This window comes from Streptomyces sp. IBSNAI002 (assembly GCF_052244475.1).
Classification (GTDB): Bacteria; Actinomycetota; Actinomycetes; order Streptomycetales; family Streptomycetaceae; genus Streptomyces.
Genome location: NZ_JBQPXG010000002.1, coordinates 3,676,091 through 3,697,021, shown reverse-complemented (window position 1 = coordinate 3,697,021; position 20,931 = coordinate 3,676,091). Strand labels below are relative to the sequence as shown.

Sequence of the window (20,931 nt, the reverse complement as noted above, 5' to 3'; positions counted from 1 at the left end):
CGGTCCCGTACCGTGTGCGGGGACGTAGTGCGTAGTGCGTACACAGGGGAGGCGGATCAATGGCCGGGAACCGGGATCGGTTCTCCACCTTCTCGACCGCGACCAGGCTCAAGCAGCTCGGCGAGCGGACCGCCGCGCATGTCTACCGCTCGCAGTCGCGCCGCCAGGTCCGCCGCAGCCGGCTCACCGGCCGTGCCGCGCTCCTGGTGCTCGTCCTCTGTACCCTGGTCGTCGCCCTCGCGTATCCGATGCGCCAGTACGTGTCCCAGCGTTCGGAGATCGCGGAGCAGCAGCGGGCCGCGGCCGCCGCGCGGGAGCGCCTGGAGCGGCTCCGCGACGAGAAGGCCCGCTGGCAGGACGACGCGTACGCGGAGCAGCAGGCGCGCAAGCACCTGCACTTCCTGCGCCCGGGGGAGATCGGCTACATCATGACCGACCCGGGGGCCCAGGCGGCGGCCGAGCGGCACCGCACCGGCCAGGCCGGCTCCGACCGTCCCTGGTACTCCAACGTGTGGGACGGAGTGGACAAGGCCGACCGCCCCGGCGACTGAGCCCGACCGCACCCGTACCGCATCCGTACCGCACCGCATCCGTACCGCAGTACCCATCCACGAGAACGAAGAGACTTCCTCCAGGCATGCAGACGCCCCCGCCCCAGACCGACCGGACCGAGCCGACCGACGCGGACATCGAGGCGTTCGAGCAGCAGCTCGGCCGCCCGCCGCGCGGGCTGCGCGCCATCGCCCACCGCTGCCCCTGCGGCCAGCCGGACGTGGTCGAGACCGCGCCGCGGCTCCCCGACGGCACCCCCTTCCCGACGCTGTACTACCTGACGTGCCCGCGCGCGGCCTCCGCGATCGGCACGCTGGAGGCCAACGGCGTGATGAAGGAGATGCAGGCCCGGCTCGCCGAGGACTCCGAGCTCGCCGCCGCCTACCAGGCCGCGCACGAGGACTACATCCGGCGCCGCGACGCCATCGAGGTGCTCCAGGGCTTCCCCAGCGCCGGCGGCATGCCGGACCGGGTCAAGTGCCTGCACGTGCTGGTCGGCCACTCGCTGGCCGCGGGCCCGGGCGTGAACCCGCTCGGCGACGAGGCGATCGCCATGCTGCCGGAGTGGTGGGCCAAGGGCGCCTGCGTCACCCCGTGCGGGGAGAAGAAGGCGGACGACGAGGGGCCGCGGGGATGACCCGGGTCGCCGCCGTCGACTGCGGTACGAACTCCATCCGCCTGCTCGTGGCGGACTGCGACCCGGACACCGGCGAGCTCGTCGAGCTGGACCGACGGATGACGGTCGTCCGCCTCGGCCAGGGCGTGGACAAGACGGGCCGGCTCGCGCCGGAGGCGCTGGAGCGCACCTTCGCGGCCTGCCGGGAGTACGCGGCGGTCATCAAGGAGCTCGGCGCGGAGAAGATCCGCTTCGTGGCGACCTCGGCCTCCCGGGACGCGGAGAACCGCGACGACTTCGTACGGGGCGTCCTGGACATCCTGGGCGTCGAACCCGAGGTGATCTCCGGGGAGCAGGAGGCGGAGTACTCCTTCACCGGCGCCACCAAGGAGCTCGTCGTCCACGACCTCCCGCCGGCTTCGTCCGGGGGGACCCCCGTGGAGCGGCCGTTCCTGGTGGTGGACATCGGCGGCGGCTCGACCGAGTTCGTGGTCGGCGAGGAGCAGGTGCGCGCGGCCCGCTCGGTGGACGTGGGCTGCGTCCGGATGACCGAGCGCCACCTGGTGGTGGACGGGGTCGTCAGCGACCCGCCGACCGCGGCGCAGGTGGCCGCCATGCGGGCCGACATCGAGGCGGCGCTGGACCTGGCCGCCGAGACGGTCCCGCTGGCCGAGGCCCGCACCCTGGTGGGCCTGGCCGGCTCGGTGACCACGGTCGCCGGGATCGCCCTCGGCCTGCCGGAGTACGTCTCCTCGCGGATCCACCACTCCCGGATCGGCTACGAGCAGGTCCGCGAGATCAGCGAGCGCATGCTGACCTCGACCCACGCCGAGCGCGCGGCGATCCCCGTGATGCACCCGGGCCGGGTGGACGTGATCGGCGCGGGAGCCCTGGTCCTGCTGGCGATCATGGAGCGCACCGGCGCGTCGGAGGTCGTCGTCTCGGAGCACGACATCCTCGACGGCATCGCGATCAAGGCAGCAGAAGAGGCCGAGGCTGACAAGCAGCGGTCTTGAGCTGCTGCATGGCTGAACGGCGGCGCTCCGGTGAACTCACCGGAGCGCCGCTGCCGTGTTCGGCTTTCAGATGTTGCGGTAGACGTCGCGGCGGTCTCCGACCTTGACGACGAGGATGACGATCTCGCCGTCCAGCACCTGGTAGGCGATCCGGTAACTACCGACCCGGAGCCCGTAGAGGCCGGAGGGTCCGGTGAGCTTCTTGATGTCGGCGTCCTCGCGGAAGGGGTCGTCTCCCAGCGCGGTCAGGGCGGCGAGGATCCGCATGGCGGCCGGTTTGTCGATCGCCCGGAGCTGGCGTTGCGCAGCGGTGGTGAACCGGAACGCGTATTTCACGCCGCGCCGTCACCCCGTTCGCTGAACAGGTCGGCGAGGAGCTCGGCCATGGTCACGGTCGGTCCGCCCTCGGCGAGCACGGCCTCTGCCTCGCGCGCCAGCAGTTCGTCGGCCGCGTCTTCCAGCGCGTTGAAATCGGCGATCGGAACGAGGGCGGCCACTGGGGCACCGTTGCGGGTGATTATCGTCGGGGCGCCCTGTTCGGCCCGGTTGATGTGGTCCGCGAGGTGGGCGCGGGCTTCGCGCACGGTCACAGCGTTCTCACTCATGAATCAAGTGTACGCGTGTCTGTGTACACGCGTGATGGTGCGCCGATCCGGGATGGGTACAGGGGGAATGCTGGACGGCATCGCCTGGTCCGCTGCCTGAACGGCGGGTGTGCGGGGGGCCGTAGAGGTCTCGGGAGGCCCCGGGAGGGTCCCCGAGAGGGGCTTTGGTCCCGTGATCCACACGAAGTTCGTGAAGTTCTTCACAAGGAAAAGGGGCCTGTCGGGCCAGCGGATGGGCCTTTCGGGCCCCTACCGAGGCCCGCAGGCCCCTTTTCGTGGCCGTTCGTGCGATCGGCGGGCGCGACGGGTTCCGCGTCGGAGGTATGGACGAAGGCTGGTGGTCCAGTCCGGTTGAAGGCCTGGAGGCCAGTTCAGGACGGGTGAACAACGACTCCCGTTACACCGTGGTTCCCGTTGTGCGCCATGACCTCCGTCACGTGGGCGGCGGAGTGTAGCAGAGGCCTTCGGTCACCTTGTGAAGGGGCTCACGAGCGACACCCCATCGGGTGCTGGATACTCGTTCACATGAGCACCACGGAGCGTCCCAGGATCCTCGTTGTAGGAGGTGGGTACGTAGGCCTGTACGCAGCCAAGCGCATCATGAAGAAGATGCGTTACGGCGAGGCGACCGTCACGGTCGTCGACCCGCGCTCGTACATGACCTACCAGCCCTTCCTCCCCGAAGTGGCCGCAGGCAGCATCTCGCCTCGGCACGTCGTCGTCCCGCTGCGACGCGTGCTGCCCAAGGCAGAGGTACTCACCGGCCGGGTCACCAGCATCGACCAGGACCGCAAGGTCGCCGTCGTCACGCCGCTGGTCGGCGAGGCGTACGAGCTGCCCTTCGACTACCTGGTGATCGCGCTCGGCGCCGTCTCCCGCACCTTCCCGATCCCCGGCCTCGCCGAACAGGGCATCGGTATGAAGGGCGTCGAAGAGGGCATCGGCCTGCGCAACCACGTCCTCGAGCAGCTCGACAAGGCCGAGTCCACGACGGACGAGAACGTCCGCCGCAAGGCCCTCACCTTCGTCTTCGTCGGCGGCGGCTTCGCCGGCGCGGAGACCATAGGCGAGGTCGAGGACATGGCCCGCGACGCCGCGAAGTACTACTCCACGATCAAGCGCGAGGACATGCGCTTCATCCTGGTCGACGCGGCCGACAAGATCCTTCCCGAGGTCGGGCCCAAGCTCGGCACCTGGGGCAAGGAGCACCTCGAGTCCCGCGGCATCGAGATCTACCTCAACACCTCCATGGACTCCTGCGTGGACGGCCACGTGGTGCTGAAGAACGGCCTCGAGGTCGACTCCAACACCATCGTGTGGACCGCCGGCGTCAAGCCCAACCCGGTGCTGGCCCGCTACGGCCTGCCGCTGGGCCCCCGCGGCCACGTGGACGCCCAGCCGACCCTCCAGGTCACGGGCACGGACTACATCTGGACCGCCGGCGACAACGCCCAGGTCCCGGACGTCGCCTCCCGCAAGGCCGGCGTCGAGAACGCCTGGTGCCCGCCGAACGCCCAGCACGCGCTGCGCCAGGCCAAGGTCCTCGGCGACAACGTCATCTCGGGCATGCGCGGCTTCCCGCAGTCGGAGTACTCGCACTCCAACAAGGGTGCGGTGGCGGGCCTCGGCCTCCACAAGGGCGTCGCGATGATCGTCATGGGCAAGATGAAGATCAAGCTCAAGGGCCGGCTCGCCTGGTACATGCACCGTGGCTACCACGGCATGGCCATGCCGACCTGGAACCGCAAGATCCGCGTCTTCGCCGACTGGACCCTCGGCATGTTCCTCAAGCGCGAGGTCGTCTCCCTCGGTGCGCTGGAGACCCCCCGCGAGGAGTTCTACGAGGCCGCCAAGCCGGCTCCGGCTCCGGCCGCCGCCGCGGCACCGGCCCAGAAGGCCAAGGCCTCCTGACCCGGGTCTGACCGGAACACCCCCAGCACGTCCCCGAAGGGGCCGCCCGCCATCCGTGGTGCGGGCGGCCCCTTCGGCATGTCCGGGCCCCGGAATGGGTAGGCCGATGCGTCGGAGCTTTCTGGAGGTGCCTACGATGACCGACGCCGCGCCGCGGCTGGCCGCACTCGCCGAGACCCTGCTGGGCTCCCCGCTGCCCGTCCGCATACGGGCCTGGGACGGCAGCGAGGCCGGTTCGCCCACCGGCCCCACCCTCGTGCTGGCCAACCGCCGGGCCCTGCGCCGCATGCTGTGGAAGCCGGGCGAGCTGGGCCTGGCGCGCGCCTGGGTCGCCGGGGACCTGACCGTCGAGGGCGACCTCTTCGAACTGCTGGACCGGGTGGCGGGGCTGCTCTGGGAGCGGGAGCCCGCCGCCGGGCCCACCGCCCCCGTCCGGCACGCCCGGCTCGCCCGCGCCGCCGGCACCTTCGAGCTGCTGCGCGACCCCGCCGCGCGGGCCGCCGTACGCGACCTCGCCGCGCTGGCCCGGCCGTGGCCCGCGCCCGCACCGCCGCCCGAGGAGGCCCCCCGGCGCGGCGGGGCCGTCCACACCAAGGTCCGCGACCGGGCGGCCATCAGCCACCACTACGACGTCGGCAACGAGTTCTACGGCCACGTGCTCGGCCCGTCGATGGTGTACTCCTGCGCCTACTGGAGACCCGGGGCCACCCTGGAGGAGGCCCAGCGCGACAAGCTCGACCTGGTCTGCCGCAAGCTCGCCCTGACGCCCGGAGCGCGGCTCCTGGACGTCGGCTGCGGCTGGGGCTCCATGGTCCTGCACGCCGCCCGGGAGTACGGGGTCCGGGCCACCGGCATCACGCTCTCCCGGGAGCAGGCCGCGCATGCCCGCAAGAGGGTCGCCGAGGAGGGCCTGGCCGACCGGATCGAGATCCGCGTCCAGGACTACCGGGACGTCAAGGACGGCCCGTACGACGCGATTTCGTCGATCGGCATGGCCGAACACGTCGGCTCCGACCGCTACCGCGAGTACGCCCGCACCCTGCACGCCCTGCTGCGCCCCGGCGGCCGCCTGCTGAACCACCAGATCGCCCGGCCCCCGGAGCCCGACGAAGAGGCCTACCGGATCGACGAGTTCATCGACGCGTACGTCTTCCCCGACGGGGAGCTCTCGCCGCTCGGCAGCACCGTCGGAGAGCTGGAGCGGGCCGGTTTCGAGGTGCGCGACGTGGAGGCGCTGCGCGAGCACTACGCCCTCACCCTGCGGGCCTGGGTGTCCCGGCTGCAGACCCACTGGGACGAGGCCGTACGCCTCACCTCGCCCGGCCGGGCGCGGGTGTGGCTGCTGTACATGGCGGCCTCCGCGCTCGGCTTCGAGCACGGGCGGCTCGGGGTCAACCAGGTCCTCGCGGTGCGCCCCGGCGCGGGCGGCGACTCGGGGCTGCCGCTGCGGCTGCGCACCTGGGGCACGTAGGGGCGCAGGCGTTCGGCGCCTGCGGAACGGCAGAGGGGCCCGGGGCGTGTGCCCCGGGCCCCTCTGCCTGTCCCTCGTCGCCGACCTTCCGCGCTACTCGGTCTTGATGGCGGTGAGCATGTTCAGCCGGGCGGCGCTGCGGGCCGGCCACATGGCGGCCAGGACGCCGACCACGGCGGCCAGCAGGAGGAAGATGCCGATCCGGTCGTACGGCAGGACCAGCTCGTAGTCCGGCATGGAGTTCGCCATGGTGGTGCCGACGGCCCAGGCGAGGAAGACGCCGATGGCGACGCCGAGGACCGCGCCGAAGAGCGAGATCACCACGGCCTCCAGGCGGATCATGTTCTTGACCCGGCCGCGGTCGAGGCCGATCGCCCGCAGCATGCCGATCTCCTGGGTCCGCTCGAAGACGGACATCGCCAGGGTGTTGACCACTCCGAGCACCGAGATGACCAGTGCCATGCCGAGCAGGCCGTACATGATGTTCAGCATCGTGTTGATCATGCCGCCCATCTCGTTGCGCATGTCCTGCTGGGTGGCGACGGTGATGGCCGGGTTCTTGCCGAGGGCGTCGACGACCTTCTGCTGGCCCGCCGCGGAGGCCCCGCCGTCGACGTTGACGTACACCTCGCGGACGTACTGCTCCTCGCTGTGCTCGCTGAGGATCTTGTTGTCGATGACGTACGGGGAGAGCAGGCCTTCCATGTCCTTGTAGACGGCGCCGACCTTCAGGGAGCCCGTCTGGCCGTCGTCGTACCGGACGTCGAGGGTGGAGCCGACGGTCAGGTTCTGCTTCTGCGCGGTCTTCTCGGCGACCGCGATCTCGCCCTTGCCGAGGCTGTCCAGCGAGCCGCCGGTGACCTCGATGTTCAGCATCTGGCCGATGGTGGCGGGGTTGACGCCGGAGGCCGACCGGAAGTTCTCGCCGACCATGAAGTAGCCCGCGGCCTGCGGGGAGACGGCCTTGATCCCGGGGGCCTTGGCCAGGGTCTCGGCCACCGACTTGTCCAGGCCGCCCATGTCGCCCGCCATGGAGACCCGGTAGTCCGCCCTGAGCTTCTCGGTGCTCATGCGGTCGACGACCTGGCCCACGGTGATGCCCAGCACCGACAGGGTGGTGACCAGGGTCAGACCGATCGCCAGGGAGGCGGCGGTGACGGCGGTGCGGCGCGGGTTGCGGACGGCGTTCTGCGCGGCCAGCTTGCCGGGGACCCCGAACACCTTCTGCAGCAGCGGGCGGACGGCGGCGATGACCGGCCGGGAGAGCAGCGGCAGCAGCACGATCAGGCCGATGAGCATGAAGAACGCGCCCGCGCCGATGGTCATGCGGCCCTCGTCCTTGCCCATGGACACGCCGAGCAGGACCAGTCCGACGGCGAGGACGCCGATGACGGAGCCGATGACGTTGCGCAGCACCAGGGACTTCGCGCTGGCCGGCAGGTGGGCGCTGCCCATGGCGGCGACCGGGGCGATCCGGCCGGTGCGCCAGGCGGGCAGCACCGCGGCGACCGTCGTGACCAGGACGCCGATGACCAGGGCCGCGATGATCGTGCCCGGGGCGATCACGAGGGCGCCGCCCGGCAGCTTGGCGCCGAAGGAGCCGATCACGGAGCGCATGGCGACCGCCAGGCCGATGCCGCTGACCAGGCCGACGACGGCGGACACGGCGCCGACGACCAGGGCCTCGGCGAGCACCGAGCGCATGACCTGGCCGCGGTTGGCGCCGACGGCGCGCAGCAGGGCCAGCTCCTTGGTGCGCTGGGTGACCAGCATGGTGAAGGTGTTGTAGATGAGGAAGACGCCGACGAAGAGCGAGATGCCGGCGAAGACGAGCAGCATGGTGCCCAGCTGGCCCAGGCCCTTCTCGATGTCCTTGGCCTGTTCCGCGGCGAGCGCGGCGCCGGTCTGCGCCTTGGTGCTCTTGTCGTCGAGCAGCGGCTTGATCTCGGCGAGCAGCTGGTCGGCGGAGGCGCCGGCCTTGGCGCCGACCGACAGCTCCTGGAAGTAGCCGGGCTTGAGGTAGAGCTCCTGGGCGACCTTGGTGTCGAAGAGCACCAGGCTGCCGCCGGCCTGGACGGCGCCGTCCTCGGTGGTGAAGACACCGGCGAGGGAGTACTCCTTGACCGGGCCGTTGGTGGCGACGCGGACCTTGTCGCCGACCTTGTAGGAGCCCGCGTCGGCGGTGGCCTTGTCGAGCGCCATCTCGTCGGCCTTGGCCGGGCCGGCGCCCTGGACGAAGGCGTAGCGCGGGTCCTTGCCGTCCTTGACGGGCGTGTAGTTGGCGCCCCGGTTCGACCAGCCGGAGCCGATCAGCTTGCCGTTCTCGTCGCCCACGCCGGCGAAGCCGGAGACGCGGCCGGAGACGGAGTCGACGCCTCCCAGGGCCTTGACCTTGTCGAGGGTGGCCTGGCTGATGCCCGGTTCGCCCTCCTTCTGGCCGTTCTCGTCCCGGCTCTGGCCGTACGAGGTGACCGAGACGGCCACGCCGTCGTAGCTCTTGGCGGACTGGCTGGAGAGGGACTTCTCGAGGGTGTCGGTGAAGACGAGGGTGCCGGAGACGAAGGCGACGCCGAGGGTGACGGCGAGCACCGTCATCAGCAGCCTGGCCTTGTGCGCGAGCACGTTGCGCAGGGCGGTACGGAACATGGGGTCTCAGTCCTGGGGCTGGAAGTCTGGTGGAGGGCTTCGGGGAGACCCCGGGTCAGCTGGTGCGGCCCTTGGCGTCGAACGCCTTCATGCGGTCCAGTACGCCGTCCGCGCTGGGGCTGATCATCTCGTCGACGATCCGGCCGTCGGCGAGGAAGATGACGCGGTCCGCGTAGGAGGCGGCGACCGGGTCGTGGGTGACCATCACGACGGTCTGGCCGAGCTCGCGGACGGAGTTGCGCAGGAAGCCCAGGACCTCGGCGCCGGAGCGGGAGTCGAGGTTTCCGGTGGGCTCGTCGCCGAAGATGATCTCGGGGCGGGAGGCCAGGGCGCGGGCGACGGCCACGCGCTGCTGCTGGCCGCCGGAGAGCTGGGTGGGGCGGTGGGAGAGGCGCTCGGAGAGGCCGACCATGCCGATCACCGCGTCCAGCCACTGCTTGTCGGGCTTGCGGCCGGCGATGTCCATGGGGAGCGTGATGTTCTCCAGGGCGGTCAGGGTCGGCAGCAGGTTGAAGGCCTGGAAGATGAAGCCGATCTTGTCCCGCCGCAGCTGGGTGAGCTGCTTGTCCTTGAGGGAGCCCAGCTCGGTCTCGCCGATGCGCACGGAGCCGGCGGAGAAGGTGTCCAGGCCGGCGACGCAGTGCATCAGCGTCGACTTTCCGGAGCCCGAGGGGCCCATGATCGCGGTGAACTGGCCCTGCGCGAAGTCGACGGACACGTTGTCCAGGGCGACCACCTGGGTCTCGCCCTGGCCGTACACCTTGGAGAGGCCGGTGGCGCGGGCGGCCACGGCCTGGGTGGTGTGCGGGGCGTAGTTCGTGGTGGTCACGGAAGCGACTCCTGTCGGGGCGGGGCTGGGGGACGGCTGCGGGCCGTCCGTCTGCGGGACGCTTCCATCGTCGCCGCGCCCACCCCCGCTCGGGATCAACCGAGGTGCCCGTTCTCCGGCCCACTGGAGTCTGACCGGGGGGTCGTTCGTCTCCTCCTCTGGTATGACAGGGTCCTGGCGACCGGGTGGGGGCCCGGGGTGGCGGAGCGGGTGGCGCACGGGGTGGCGCGGGCCCGCGGCGGGCCATCGAAATCCCGTCATTCCCAGGTCGGGGGTGATCGTCGCCCAGAACGGGCCGACCGTGCGTTCTCGGGCCTGACGACCCCTCAAGCGCCAATAAAATCAGACAACATCGGATAGACGCCCCGTTGGCGGCGAGACCGTTCCGGATAGGCTCGGCGCAGCGTTCAAGGCTTTTTCCACGGGGGCCGCCACGCCCTGCCCGGATGGTGGAATGCAGACACGGCGAGCTTAAACCTCGCTGGCCTTCGGGCCGTGCCGGTTCAAGTCCGGCTCCGGGCACCACCACCCGCACCCCGTGTCACCTGCAAGATCAGTCGCATCGCGCCTTGATCGTTATCAGGTTCGGGAACACGTGGGGAACACGTGCGTCTACAGTGCCCCCATGGCGAGCGTGCACCCGCGGAAGAACCGCGCAGGAGAGATCACCAGCTATCAGGTCAAGTGGCGTGACGGCGGTACCCGCCAGGGGGCCGGCCAGTCGGAGTCCTTCGACAACGAGGACGACGCCGGCGTCTTCAAGGCCGCCGTGGACGAGGCGGGCCAGCACTGGCCGCCGGGCTGGGTCAAGGGCCGCGGGTACATCGCGGCCGAGCAGGTGGCCGAGGACGCCTACCGCTTCCGGGTGTACGCCACCCGGGTGATCGAGAACCGGACCGGCATCGAGGAGCGCTACCGCGGCGCCTGCCACAAGGAGCTCGCGAAGTGGGTGTTCCCCACGTTCGGCGAGTGCGACGTCCGCTCGGTCGAGCACTTCTCCAGCGACACGGTGAAGGCGTGGGTGCGGCAACTGGAGCGGACCAAGGTCTACCGGGGCCGGATGCCGGACGGGAGTCCCAAGGGCAAACCCATGTCCCCCAAAACCATCCGCAATCTGCACGGCCTGCTCTCCTCCATCCTCGGCGAGGCCGTGCGCAGCGAGCCGCCGCTGCGGGCCCGCAACCCCTGCGAACTGACCAACCTCCCGCGCATCGACGACGCCGGCGCCGAGGACGACGAGGACATCAGCTTCCTCACGCCGCAGGAGGTGCACGCGCTGCGGGCCGCCTTCACCCTGCGCCAGGACCAGCTGATGGTGGACGTGAAGTACGGGACGGGGCTGCGGTACAGCGAGCTCACCTCGCTGGCGCCGAAGTGCGTGCTGGACATCGACGGCGTACGGCCGCGGGTCCAGGTCCGCCGGGCGTGGAAGAGGGATGAACACGGCGGCTACTACATCGGCACCCCCAAGACCAAGCGGAGCCGGCGCACCCTTCGCGTCAGCACGTCGGTCGTGGCCGCACTCGTCGAGCTCCAGGCGGCGGCCGGCCTCGACGATGACGGGCTCTACTTCACTGGGGACAAGGGCCAGCGGCTCCACTACTCGACGTTCCACGACCGGTGGCAGCGGGCGGTGAAGCGGGCCAAGGAGGCCGGCCTGATGCCCAAGCACAAGAACCCGACGCCGCACGACCTGCGGCACTCCCACGCGGCGGCGCTCATCTCGGCCGGCCACGGGCTGACGTACGTACAGCGGCGGCTCGGGCACGAGAGTGTCAAGACCACGTCGGACCTGTACGGGCACCTGTTGCCCGAGGCCGACGACGATGCGATGGCGACGATCGAGGCCGCCATGTCTGGGGCCAGGCCGCATCTGCGCTCTGTCGGGTAGTCAGTTCTTGCGGCGCGCCGGCGCAGGGACCGTGGTGGTCCCTCCGCCGGGCGGCTGGTGGCCCAGGACGCCTTCGATGCGCGCGATGGCTACCTCCGCGCGCAGGGAGTCGACCTGTCGGGCCATCGAGGCGACCTGGCGTGTCATGGCGCGCTTGCGTATGGCGCAGGCGACGACACCAGTCACAACCACCCCAACGGTGATCACGTCCAAAAGCGTTTCGTACATCGGATCTCCCAGCTGAAGTGCGCAGGGCTTGCCGTGGGGGGTGTCCTGATGGCGCGGCATATGCCTGAGGGGTCTCGGCCGTTCGTAGGCTATACAGACTGTTTGTAGCTTCAACAGTACAAAGCGTGATTTTTTCTCGCAGGGGTTCCGGCCAAGTGGCCAGATCGTGACCGTAGGTCAGGCCATTTACCCACAGCGTTCAAGATCACACTTTTTACCCGGCTGGGTAAGGACAACGGAGCAAGATCATTCCAACGTGGACAGGTGCCGTCCACGCCCCCCATGCCCGACAGGGTTCTCGCCCGTCGCCGGGTCATCGGCGCGCGGATTCGGGCCGCCCGCAGGGACGCCAGCCTCACGCAGGAAGCCCTCGGTGAGCGGGTGGGAATCGATCACAAGACGGTCCACCGCATCGAGTACGCGACGAGCGACCCGCCGTTGAGCGTGCTCCTGCGGATTGCGGATGCCGTCGGCGTCCCCTTCGAGGACCTCGTCCGGCCTTAGCCCCAGCCGACGTCCTTCAGCGTGACGGTGGGGGTCGGCTCCGCCTCGGCGGGAGACGAGCCCCAGCCGACGTCGCCGCTCTGGGTCTCCGCCTGCGGCGTGCTGGTGGGGCAAGCGGACGCGAGCGCGGTGCCCCCGGCGACCGCCGTGAGGGCCAGGAGGGTCGCCGCCGTGAGCTGGGCTATCCGTCGCATCATGCGTCCTTTCGGGCGAACGGCAGGCGTTCGAACACGCATCCGCCTGTGTACCTAGTAGGTTGCCAGGAGCACGTGCCACAAATCCAGAGGCTCGGGCTGCGAGAACGCGCGGTGCGGAATCCCGCACTCGCGCATGGGGGGAACCATGGGCAACGTGGAACCGGAATCGACAGGTAAGGGCCTGGTCCCGCCCGGCCTGAACGGTGAGGATCAGGCTCTGTACCGAGCCCTGGCCGCTGGTACTCCACCACCGCTCGACGCGGACTTGAGTCGCCTTCGAGCCGCTGGCCTCGTTGACGAGAACCCGTACGAGCCGCACTCCTGGCTCGCGATGGACCCGCGTGCCGCCATCCAGCGTGTACTGGAGGCTGAGCGCAGCCAGCTCGCCGCGAGCCTGCGTCGCCTCGAGGCCATCCCCGTACTCGAAGGACTCTCGCCCACGTTCGAGCAGAACCGGCGCTTCGACAGCATGGGAAGCGAGTTCCTGCCCACGAAGGGGCAGATGAACGACCGTATCGGCGAGGTCACCGGGAAGGCCGCGGTGGAGCTCCTCGCCGCGCAGCCTGTCCGGCCAGCCGACCGGGACCCGGTTACCCACCGGATGGGCACAGACAGGTCCCTGGCGGCTCTTCAGCGCGGCGCCTCGCTCCGCTTGCTCTATCGGGCGAACGCGGCCGCGCATCCCGGCACGCAGGCGTACGTGGCCGCGCTCCTGGAGGCTGGCGGCGAGGTGCGGGCGATAGCCGGCCGCTTCCCTCGGTTCATCATCATTGATCAAAAATCTCTGTTCATCGACGACCATGTGACCGGGCACGCCGAGTCCCACAGTGGATGGCACGTCGCGGACCGCAGCAGCGTGATGTGGGCGCGCCATGCCTTCGACCTTCTCTGGGGTAACGCGGTGCCGTGGGCTCAGGCCCTGGCGGCAGCCGATGAGGGGGTGTTGAGCGACCAGCAGCTGGACATTCTGGAGCAGCTGAACGCTGGGCACTCGCAAGAGGACGCGGCGCGACGGCTCCGCATGAGTAACCGGTGGGTGAGCGAAGGCCTGTCGAGTGCGCGTCGCCAACTGGGACTCAAGTCGACGTTCCAGCTGATGACTTGGTACGGCCGTTGGCTGGAGCGGAACGCCGCGCAGGACTGACCCACTAGCGGTGTCCCCCCCGCCTGTACCAGCGCTACGGGCAAAGCGATCAGCGGAGCAGCCCCGGCCAGAGGGTCCGGCCGGGGCTACGGAAAGCGCCTTTTCTACAGGCCGCAGCTGGAGCAGGCGACGCTGAACGGCTGCTTCGTCTTCAGGTTCACCATGACGACGGTGCCGATGCCATGGCACGTGTCGCACGGGGTAATGCCCCGGCGACGCGCGGCCTCCTGGACGGTCGTCGTGAAATAGCGCACGACGTCCTCTTGTCGAGGGTCAACCCACTCTTCACGTTCTTCGCGCATGGCGTGGCCTCCTTGACGGCGCAGGTTCCAACCGTACGCGTGGGGCGCGAAGTCGGGAACTCGACGAGGCGGTTGTCGTGGGTGCGGCCGCTGCCCCCGCAGGCCTGGCAGGCGCCGGCATCCCGCGTCTGACCCGTGGTCGGGTCGGTGTAGAGGATGCGTCCGACGCCCCCGCAGTTGGAGCAGTTCGCGGACATGGTCAGTTCAGCCATGGGCTTCTCCCGGGGAGTTTGGGCGTGCTCAGATGGGCGGGGTGGTTCATGCCGCGGGCGGCGCGGCGCAGCCGGAGCCGCCGCTGGTGCACTCCGAGTGCATGCAGTCCCCCGCGTGGACGTCCGCGTCGGCCAGCGGGCCCCACAGGTACTCGTCGGGCGCGTATCCGGCCTCGCGGATGGCGGCCATGGTGAGGTCGAGAGTGTCCGCGTCCCGCTTGAGCGTTTCGGGGCCCTCCGGCCTGTGGTCCACGAATCGCCCCACGGCGGCGCACAGCGTCCGGTACATCTCGGTGTGGAGGATGAGCGCGTGCCAGCCGATGTCCACGGTCTTAGAGGGCCGCAGGTGCCGGTCGGTGGTCTGCGCGGCCGTGGCGACGAACTTGAGAGCCTCGTTGACGATCCGGACGGCGAGCGGCTCGTCGATGCCGTCGTTGTCGCGCTGCACCAAGTGCGCCACGCGAGCGAACCCGTCGTCGGACAGCAGGTGTCGGGCGGATGTGTCCAGGGTGGGCGTGGTCATCTCGATTTCCCTTCGTACGCGATCATGAATCCGTGCCGTGGGGTGAGCAGGGCATCGCCCACCCCTGCAGGGGTCGTTTTGCCAGGGGGCTGATGGGCCATCCCGGCCGAGGCGAGATCAGTGAGCTGTGCCGAGGACGATCACGGCAAGGAACCCGAGCACGACCAGGACGAACAGGACCTGCCCTCGCCAGTCGTTCACCGCCGCCACCGAGGGGTGCGTGGCGCCGTACTGACCTGGCGAGAGAAGCAGGCCGGATGGGCGTACATCGGTGGGCGGCCCGCGGACGCCGAGAAGTCGGGGCCTACCCGATTCTCGGGGAGGACTGCGACAGGCTGGTCGCAGTAGACGCAGTACTCGCGCGCGCTCAAGCCAGTGATCCTCTCTGGGTGTCGGGCGGTTCAGCTGGGGAACAGGCCGAGACGCCGGTCTGCCTTGTAGCCCACGGTGCCGGTGAGCACGTGGTCCGGCCTGGACGGCGGCAGGCCCGGGTCCAAGCAGACACCGACGTGGGCCGCCCGGTCGGCCTGGACGCGTATGGCCCACCCGCGCGGCGGCGGTGGGAGCGTAAGGAGCGTCTCCGGGTGCCCGTAGTCGAGGGCCCAGAACCCCTTCACGAAGTAGAGGCAGTGCGGCGTGGAGGGGTAGCCCTCGCCCTCGTGCAGGCCGAGGCCGGCGGCGATCCCGCGCAGGTAGCGGTCCACTGTCGTCTCGCGCCGTACGTGAGCCTCGGGATGGCCGAGCATCACGTACGCGCACCCGCGGGAGCCGCGCGCGAAGTTGATCCGCACTTCACCCACGAACGCAGCGTCGGGCATGACCGCCCGTGGCGTGGCGATGCTCATACGTCCGCCTGCCGCTGCCCGACTGCCTCGCGGCGCCGGCCTTCCTCGAGGAGAGCGTTGTGGAGGGTGCGTACGTGGCGGGCGAGGGATCGGGCGTGGTCCCAGTTCCCAAGGGGCCCCGGCGGGGGGCCCGCGGCGGTCTCGATGTCCCAGTCTGCGAGGGCGTTCGTCACCCGGGGGGCGACGCCGTCCAGCTTGCGGGCCCGGACAACGTACCGCTGCCCGTGCTCGACGAGGCGGCGTGTCAGGTCTGCGACAGCCTCGTTGCTGGGCTTCAGGTTGTACGAGACGAGGGTGCGCCGAACGAGTCGGGTGACCTCGTCAATCTCTACTCGTGTCGGTTTCACGCCTGCGCTCCCTACCGTCGTCAGCGGGTGGTGAGACGAGTCTGGGAGCACGACAAGGCCCCGACTATCACGACATGTTGATAGCCGGGGCCAAGGGTTTACTGGCGGTCAAACTCCCAGCCAGGAGCCGTACGACAGGAACGAATCGGGAAGTTGGCGGCGGGCCGCCTCCAGCCCCGCGTACGTCTCCCGGACCGTTTGGTGATACCGGGCCTGCTGCGGCGCCGCCTTCCGCGCCCGCACCAAGTTCTGGAAGCTCGTGTCGAGGTCGCCCGTCCACATCTGCGCCCGGGCCAGCTCAGCGAAATGGTGCGATTTCCGTGACTTCGGCCAATCCGTAGGCATAGCCACACCACGGCCAGCCTGAGCGGCCTGCCCGTAGTCGTCCAGCTCGGCCAGCACGCTGACCCGGTGCACGGCCACGTTCGTCGGTCCGAACGCCAGCCAGTGCACCGACACGGCCTCGCCCGTGCCGACGGCGATCCGCTCTGCCTCGTCGAGGTGCCCGTCTGCCCGGCCCTTGTCTTTCGACCGGCCGGCCATCACCGCGGCCCCGAGGTGGAGCTGCCCGGTGACGACCTCCCGCTCCCGGGAGGCGTCCGCCTGCGCGAGTGTGCGCAGGCCGAGCTGCACGAGCCGTTCGCCCGTGCGGTACTCGCCGTCACGGAGGTAGGTCAGGGCCCTCATGTAGCGGTACATGCCCCCGAACACCGCGTCGCTGCCGCGCTCGGCCGCCCAATCCATGCGCGCGAGCGCGAGCCCGGCCAGGTCGTAGAACCCCAACTTCGAGGCCACGTCGTAGGAGGTGCGGTAGAGACTCGCCAGCAGCAGCCAGCGCTCCCGTCCAGGTGCCGCGTGCGCGGCCGTGGTGGCCTCCAAGATGAGCCCCGGGAGCTGGGCGGCAGTTTGTTTGATCTCTCCCGCCCGGACGGCGACGAGGAGGGCCTCGGCGTCGTCGGCGAGGAGTTGGTCTGCGCGTGGAGTGATGTCGGGGTCGGCGCCGAGGTCGTAGACATCGAGGGCCTGCCGGATCGGGCGAATCAGGACGTCCAGCTCGTCCGCGCGGAGTTCGGTGGTGTACGGCTGGCCGGTGACCGTGGCTACGTCAACACGGAACACGCGGGCGACAGCCGCGATCAGGTAGGGCGAGGCCGCGATGACGCCTTGCTCGGTCTTGGTGTAGGTGCTGTAGGGGACCTGCGCGAGGTCCGAGACGGCCCTTTGGGTGAGGTGGCGTTCTTGGCGCAGGCGCTTCATGCGCGCGCCGGTGTGGTCGTGCGGTAGAGAGTGCATACTGGCTCCCGTTCAGACTCGACACCTGAACGGTACCGGTACACGACAAAATCGCCCCCTCTCAGCCTGCAGGCTGAGAGGGGGCGCTGTGCCGTTTAGGCAGGGATGAGTTCGCGGATCGCTGCCGTGATGCGCCGGGCCAGGTAGACGTGCCCGGCGTCGGTTGGGTGGATGCTGTCCCCACCGATGTACCCGGCGACGAGGCCGGATGTGATGAACGGTCCGTGGGTGGCCACCAGGACGCCGGCCGCGTCGTAGCAGGCTCCGGTGATCGGTGAGATGAACGGGATCTGCGCGGCCGCAGCCTGTACACGCAACGTCGTGTCGGTGTTCGTGAGGGACGCGCCCGGGGAGCCGCTCGGTGACCAGCAGCCGATGACGTACATCTCGCAGGCGGGGAGCCCAGATTTGAGGGTGGCGTACAGGCTGGCGGCCGCGGAGCCGATGGCCGCCTGGTCGCCGCTGGAATCGTTGTAGCCGCCCCACACGATCAGCCGGGTGGGCGCGTGGGGGATCACGTCGATCGGGGCTCGGGTCCCGAATGTCGCGAAGGCCCCTGCCGTGATGTAGCCGGTGCCGCCGCGGCCCTGCTCCCACGCATCCGTAGCGCCGAGGAGCCGGGCTGTCCGTGCGAACCAGGTTCCAGCGCCCGAGCCAGTGTTCTGTGCCGAGCCGTCCGGGATGGAGTCGCCAAGGACCATGAGCCGGCCGCCCTCTGCCGGGACCCGCCACATCGTTGCCGTGGGCGGCAGGTACACGCCGCCGAAGGGGAACGTGGCGAAGTCGAGGCGGATGCGGCGGGGCGCGGCCGAGCCGAGGTCAATGGTGATCAGGTGTCCGGATCCCGGCGTGGTGCCGCCGCTGCTCTGCATCAAGTCGGTGACCTTGCGGCCGTCGATCGACACCCGGAACATTGTCGCCGCGCTGATGTACTTCATGCGGACCTGGAAGATCGCGGCGTCCGTGCCGAACTCGACGCTCCAGATGCTTTGCCCCGAGCTGTACGTGTTGGGGTACTTCGACGTCGGCAGGACGTAGCTCGTGTCCGGGGCGCCCGCACCGATCTGGAAGCCTCCGGCGCCCAGGTAGGTGTACGGGCCGGTGACGTCCGTACCCGCGAGCGCCACCCCGGCCGGGGCGTACTTGATGTAGCCGGCCGTGGGTGTAGTCGTCTGCGCCGTGCCGATCGTCGGCGCGGCCCCGGCATACAGGCTGTCCGCGGTCACTGGGTCGGGGAGGTCCCGGCGGCGCCAGGCGGTCGCTACCGGCCCTGCGGGACCGGTAGCCCCGGTGGCACCGGTGGCCCCTTGCGGTCCGGGTGGCCCCTCGACTGGTGTGTAACCGGCCTGCGCCGGGTCGGCGTCGATGATGGCCGCGATCTTGATGGGGCTGCCGTCCCCCTCGGGCAGCTCGAATACGCGGCGGCGGTAGGGCAGCCCGTCGAGGCGCTCCTCGTAGACCCAGTACTTTCCGGTCGCGGGCTCGACGCCTGGCGCGTCGGTGACGGTGAGCGGCCGGGACAGAGCCCCGGCCACCACCTCGAAGGTCCCGCCGCCCGCGAGGATCTCCCCGCCATCGGCATCGGTCCACACCTGAGGAAGCGTGGACAGGACGATCCGACCAGTGGCCGGCTGCTGGGTGGCGGGGTTGGTGTAGGTGCCGACCACCGTCCGGGTGGGCTGGGGCATGACGGGCCTCCCTGCGAGGTCGCGGTCAGGGGTACTGCCGACGGGACGGGTCGAGCGCGGCGGCGGGTGACGGTGGCTGCTGTGTCGGCTGTGGGGCGCCGGTACGACGGCAGACAAGCGCGTCGGGGTCGCCGGCGGGCGGCTGGAGCGTGTAGCCGTCGGGGCAGGGCTGGCCGTTCTCGCCATCCGCCCCGGGCGGGCCCTGCTCGCCCGGCGGGCCGGCCGGGCCCGGTGCCCCCTGCGGACCGGTGGGACCGACAGGTCCTTCTCCGGGCGGCCCTGGCGCACCGGTTGCGCCCGGTGCACCGGCCGATCCGGTCGGCCCCGGCGGGCCGGTCGGGCCGGGAGAGCCAGCGGATCCAGGGGGGCCGGTCGGCCCGCGCTCACCACGCGGTCCGGCCGGGCCCTCGACGCCCTTACCGGGCTCCCCGCGACTCCCGGGCGGCCCGGCGACCGGGGATTCGCCGAGCAGCTGCACTTGCCTCGCCAGCTGATCGCGGGCCTCGTTCGCGGCGCGTAGGTCGTGGCCGAGGCCCTGGATGAGGACCACCAGGAGCGCGAAGCCGGCCAGGCCCAGGGCGGCCGCCACGGCGAACGCGAGGTCTGTCCGCCTGTGGCTGGCCTTGGAGGTGCGGTGTTGTCTCACGCTCCAGCCCCCCGGGCGTTGAGGTAGACGGTGAGCAGCAGCATCAGCACGGGGGCGATGATCGCCGTGAAGGCGAGCCGCCGGTCGGCGGCCCGCCGGTCGGCGATCTTCTGTGCGTCCTGCCGTTGCTGCTCGGCCTCTCTCTCGCGGGACTGCTCGATGGCCGCGATCCGCTCGAGGGCGGCCGCGGCCGCGCCGTCGCGGGCCTGCTTCTCGAGCTGGTAGCGCTCCATGCTGACCTTGCTGTCGAGCCTCAACCCGAGTTCACGAACGTCCTCCTTCAGGTCCTGGCGGACATCCTCGAGGCGACGCATCACCTCGCCGAGAGTCGGGTCGTCGGCCACGCGGTAGCTCCGATCAGACCGCGGTCGGACGGGACGGGGCCGCCGGAGCGGCAACCGTCTCGGTGATGCCCGGGCCCTCGGTGCCGCCGGAAGTGGCGATGGCGGTGAGCACCGCAAAGACGCTGGCGAGGCCGCCGATGGAGGCGGCCTGGCCCCAGTCGACGTCGAGGATGCCGAGCTGGTCGGCGCTGATGGCGCCGAGCACGCCCTGCGCGAAAGTGCGGACGGCGCGCTCGCCGGTGGCCTTCCAGAACGCGAAGGTGAACATGGTGGTGGTCTCCTGATCAGTCGATGACGGTGAAGCCGTGGGCGGCGCCCAGGCGGGTGAGGGAGGTCTTGCCGGGGATGCCGTCGGCGTCGGGGCCCGAGTAGCCGAGGCGTGTCTGCCAGGCCCGGTAGGCCGTGATGGTCGAGGTGCCGAAGTGCCCGTCGACGAGCGAGGCGGCGAGCAGGCCTTCGGCTCGGAGCGCGGCCTCCACGGTGCGGACGCCGGCGTACGACACCGGGGTCCCGGACCTGGGCGGGTCCACGCTCGCGGCGGAGATGAGCCGGGACAGGTCCACGACGACCTGCGCCGGCGGCGGGACGGCGCCCGGGCGGGGAGCGCCGCGCTTCACCCAGTCGTACAGCGGGGCGCCGGGGCAGGTGGTGGCGTGGCCGTCGCGGTGCCCGCCGATGTAGTCGCCAGCCTCGCCCTCGGAGCGCAGCCATTCGATGGCGTCGCGAAGGCCGTGCAGCTGCGCGTCCGGGGGGCTGTCCAGACCGCCCCCGGCCTTGGCTACGAGGCCGCAGACCGAGTAGTCGCGTGCATTCAGGACGGCGGTGCCGTTGGCGCCGCTGCGCTTGTTGGGGCCGCGGCCCTCGTAGACGGTGCCGTGCTCGCAGACGACCGCGTTGTACGCGATGTCGACGTAGCCCTCGGACTTGTTGGCGAGGTGGCTTGCTCGGATCGCGCGCACGTAGTCGTCGCACAAGTCGTGCCGGCGGGACGAGTACTCCGAGCCGAGGTAGTGCACCTTGACGCCGTTCGTGCGGGCGATGGATGCGGCCGGGGATGTGGCGGGCAGACCGTACTGCGATCTACGGACCAGGTCCATGAAATCCCTCCAGGGCATGAGAAA

23 protein-coding genes and 1 tRNA gene are annotated in these 20,931 nt (G+C 70.4%); 9 read left to right on the top strand and 15 right to left on the bottom strand.

What is annotated here, in order from left to right:
- Positions 1–59: 59 nt before the first annotated feature.
- The 3 genes from ACTVZO_RS17950 to ACTVZO_RS17940 all read left to right on the top strand — a co-directional run bounded on the left by ACTVZO_RS17950 (position 60) and on the right by ACTVZO_RS17940 (position 2,184).
- Positions 60–551: an FtsB family cell division protein gene (locus ACTVZO_RS17950; protein ID WP_384225154.1), complete on the top strand. Its 492-nt coding sequence runs from the start codon at positions 60–62 to the stop codon at positions 549–551.
- Between the two features lie 86 nt (positions 552–637).
- On the top strand, positions 638–1,189 hold the full coding sequence (locus ACTVZO_RS17945) for a DUF501 domain-containing protein (protein ID WP_443299348.1): 552 nt from the start codon (positions 638–640) through the stop codon (positions 1,187–1,189).
- Positions 1,186–2,184, top strand: coding sequence for a Ppx/GppA phosphatase family protein (locus tag ACTVZO_RS17940; RefSeq protein WP_443299347.1), 999 nt, complete (start codon positions 1,186–1,188; stop codon positions 2,182–2,184). The genes ACTVZO_RS17945 and ACTVZO_RS17940 overlap by 4 nt, the downstream gene beginning before the upstream one ends.
- A 66-nt stretch (positions 2,185–2,250) precedes the next feature.
- Here ACTVZO_RS17940 and ACTVZO_RS17935 read toward each other — a convergent pair whose 3' ends face one another.
- Both ACTVZO_RS17935 and ACTVZO_RS17930 read right to left on the bottom strand, forming a co-directional pair.
- The gene (locus tag ACTVZO_RS17935) at positions 2,251–2,520 is read right to left on the bottom strand and encodes a type II toxin-antitoxin system RelE family toxin (RefSeq protein ID WP_443299346.1); all 270 of its coding nucleotides are present in this window, start codon (positions 2,518–2,520) and stop codon (positions 2,251–2,253) included.
- Positions 2,517–2,789 (bottom strand): type II toxin-antitoxin system Phd/YefM family antitoxin, encoded by a 273-nt coding sequence (locus ACTVZO_RS17930; RefSeq protein WP_443299345.1) that lies wholly within the window; start codon positions 2,787–2,789, stop codon positions 2,517–2,519. The genes ACTVZO_RS17935 and ACTVZO_RS17930 overlap by 4 nt, the downstream gene beginning before the upstream one ends.
- Positions 2,790–3,314: 525 nt before the next feature.
- On the opposite strand from ACTVZO_RS17930, the gene ACTVZO_RS17925 reads away from it, so the two are divergent.
- Positions 3,315–4,700 (top strand): NAD(P)/FAD-dependent oxidoreductase, encoded by a 1,386-nt coding sequence (locus ACTVZO_RS17925; protein WP_443299344.1) that lies wholly within the window; start codon positions 3,315–3,317, stop codon positions 4,698–4,700.
- A 136-nt stretch (positions 4,701–4,836) separates the two neighbouring features.
- Positions 4,837–6,171: a class I SAM-dependent methyltransferase gene (locus ACTVZO_RS17920; protein WP_443299343.1), complete on the top strand. Its 1,335-nt coding sequence runs from the start codon at positions 4,837–4,839 to the stop codon at positions 6,169–6,171.
- Positions 6,172–6,264: 93 nt separating this feature from the next.
- Here ACTVZO_RS17920 and ACTVZO_RS17915 read toward each other — a convergent pair whose 3' ends face one another.
- Entirely contained in the window at positions 6,265–8,817 is a 2,553-nt protein-coding gene (locus tag ACTVZO_RS17915) for an ABC transporter permease (protein ID WP_443299342.1), read from the bottom strand.
- 55 nt (positions 8,818–8,872) lie between these two features.
- A complete protein-coding gene (locus ACTVZO_RS17910) occupies positions 8,873–9,646 on the bottom strand; it encodes an ABC transporter ATP-binding protein (RefSeq protein ID WP_443299341.1) in 774 nt (257 codons plus the stop codon).
- A 440-nt stretch (positions 9,647–10,086) separates the two neighbouring features.
- Between ACTVZO_RS17910 and ACTVZO_RS17905 the strand changes: the two genes are divergently transcribed.
- Both ACTVZO_RS17905 and ACTVZO_RS17900 read left to right on the top strand, forming a co-directional pair.
- Positions 10,087–10,171 (top strand) — tRNA-Leu (locus tag ACTVZO_RS17905).
- 100 nt (positions 10,172–10,271) lie between these two features.
- Entirely contained in the window at positions 10,272–11,537 is a 1,266-nt protein-coding gene (locus ACTVZO_RS17900) for a tyrosine-type recombinase/integrase (protein WP_443299340.1), read from the top strand.
- Here the strand turns inward: ACTVZO_RS17900 and ACTVZO_RS17895 are convergent, their stop codons facing one another.
- The gene (locus tag ACTVZO_RS17895; protein WP_443299339.1) at positions 11,538–11,684 is read right to left on the bottom strand and encodes a hypothetical protein; all 147 of its coding nucleotides are present in this window, start codon (positions 11,682–11,684) and stop codon (positions 11,538–11,540) included.
- A gap of 363 nt (positions 11,685–12,047) precedes the next feature.
- Between ACTVZO_RS17895 and ACTVZO_RS17890 the strand changes: the two genes are divergently transcribed.
- On the top strand, positions 12,048–12,269 hold the full coding sequence (locus tag ACTVZO_RS17890) for a helix-turn-helix transcriptional regulator (RefSeq protein ID WP_443299338.1): 222 nt from the start codon (positions 12,048–12,050) through the stop codon (positions 12,267–12,269).
- Here the strand turns inward: ACTVZO_RS17890 and ACTVZO_RS17885 are convergent.
- Positions 12,266–12,466 (bottom strand): hypothetical protein, encoded by a 201-nt coding sequence (locus tag ACTVZO_RS17885; protein WP_443299337.1) that lies wholly within the window; start codon positions 12,464–12,466, stop codon positions 12,266–12,268. The two genes, ACTVZO_RS17890 and ACTVZO_RS17885, sit on opposite strands and share 4 nt — an antisense overlap.
- A gap of 145 nt (positions 12,467–12,611) precedes the next feature.
- On the opposite strand from ACTVZO_RS17885, the gene ACTVZO_RS17880 reads away from it, so the two are divergent.
- Positions 12,612–13,610 carry a hypothetical protein gene (locus ACTVZO_RS17880; protein WP_443299336.1) on the top strand — a complete coding sequence of 333 codons (999 nt, stop codon included), beginning with the start codon at positions 12,612–12,614 and terminating at the stop codon, positions 13,608–13,610.
- A gap of 104 nt (positions 13,611–13,714) precedes the next feature.
- Here ACTVZO_RS17880 and ACTVZO_RS17875 read toward each other — a convergent pair whose 3' ends face one another.
- The 9 genes from ACTVZO_RS17875 to ACTVZO_RS17835 all read right to left on the bottom strand — a co-directional run bounded on the left by ACTVZO_RS17875 (position 13,715) and on the right by ACTVZO_RS17835 (position 20,907).
- On the bottom strand, positions 13,715–13,912 hold the full coding sequence (locus ACTVZO_RS17875) for a hypothetical protein (protein WP_443299335.1): 198 nt from the start codon (positions 13,910–13,912) through the stop codon (positions 13,715–13,717).
- A 258-nt stretch (positions 13,913–14,170) separates the two neighbouring features.
- Positions 14,171–14,647 carry a hypothetical protein gene (locus ACTVZO_RS17870; RefSeq protein WP_443299334.1) on the bottom strand — a complete coding sequence of 159 codons (477 nt, stop codon included), beginning with the start codon at positions 14,645–14,647 and terminating at the stop codon, positions 14,171–14,173.
- Positions 14,648–15,048: 401 nt separating this feature from the next.
- Complete coding sequence (locus ACTVZO_RS17865) at positions 15,049–15,492, bottom strand: hypothetical protein (RefSeq protein WP_443299333.1); 444 nt, start codon at positions 15,490–15,492, stop codon at positions 15,049–15,051.
- Entirely contained in the window at positions 15,489–15,839 is a 351-nt protein-coding gene (locus ACTVZO_RS17860) for a DUF6415 family natural product biosynthesis protein (RefSeq protein WP_443299332.1), read from the bottom strand. The genes ACTVZO_RS17865 and ACTVZO_RS17860 overlap by 4 nt, the downstream gene beginning before the upstream one ends.
- 108 nt (positions 15,840–15,947) lie before the next feature.
- Positions 15,948–17,132: a helix-turn-helix domain-containing protein gene (locus ACTVZO_RS17855; RefSeq protein ID WP_443299331.1), complete on the bottom strand. Its 1,185-nt coding sequence runs from the start codon at positions 17,130–17,132 to the stop codon at positions 15,948–15,950.
- A 95-nt stretch (positions 17,133–17,227) separates the two neighbouring features.
- Complete coding sequence (locus ACTVZO_RS17850) at positions 17,228–18,820, bottom strand: SGNH/GDSL hydrolase family protein (protein ID WP_443299330.1); 1,593 nt, start codon at positions 18,818–18,820, stop codon at positions 17,228–17,230.
- A 642-nt stretch (positions 18,821–19,462) separates the two neighbouring features.
- Positions 19,463–19,810 (bottom strand): hypothetical protein, encoded by a 348-nt coding sequence (locus ACTVZO_RS17845; RefSeq protein WP_443299329.1) that lies wholly within the window; start codon positions 19,808–19,810, stop codon positions 19,463–19,465.
- Positions 19,811–19,823: 13 nt separating this feature from the next.
- Positions 19,824–20,078, bottom strand: a complete 255-nt coding sequence (locus ACTVZO_RS17840; RefSeq protein WP_443299328.1) for a holin — start codon at positions 20,076–20,078, stop codon at positions 19,824–19,826.
- A gap of 16 nt (positions 20,079–20,094) precedes the next feature.
- Positions 20,095–20,907, bottom strand: coding sequence for an N-acetylmuramoyl-L-alanine amidase (locus ACTVZO_RS17835; protein WP_443299327.1), 813 nt, complete (start codon positions 20,905–20,907; stop codon positions 20,095–20,097).
- Positions 20,908–20,931: the final 24 nt, after the last annotated feature.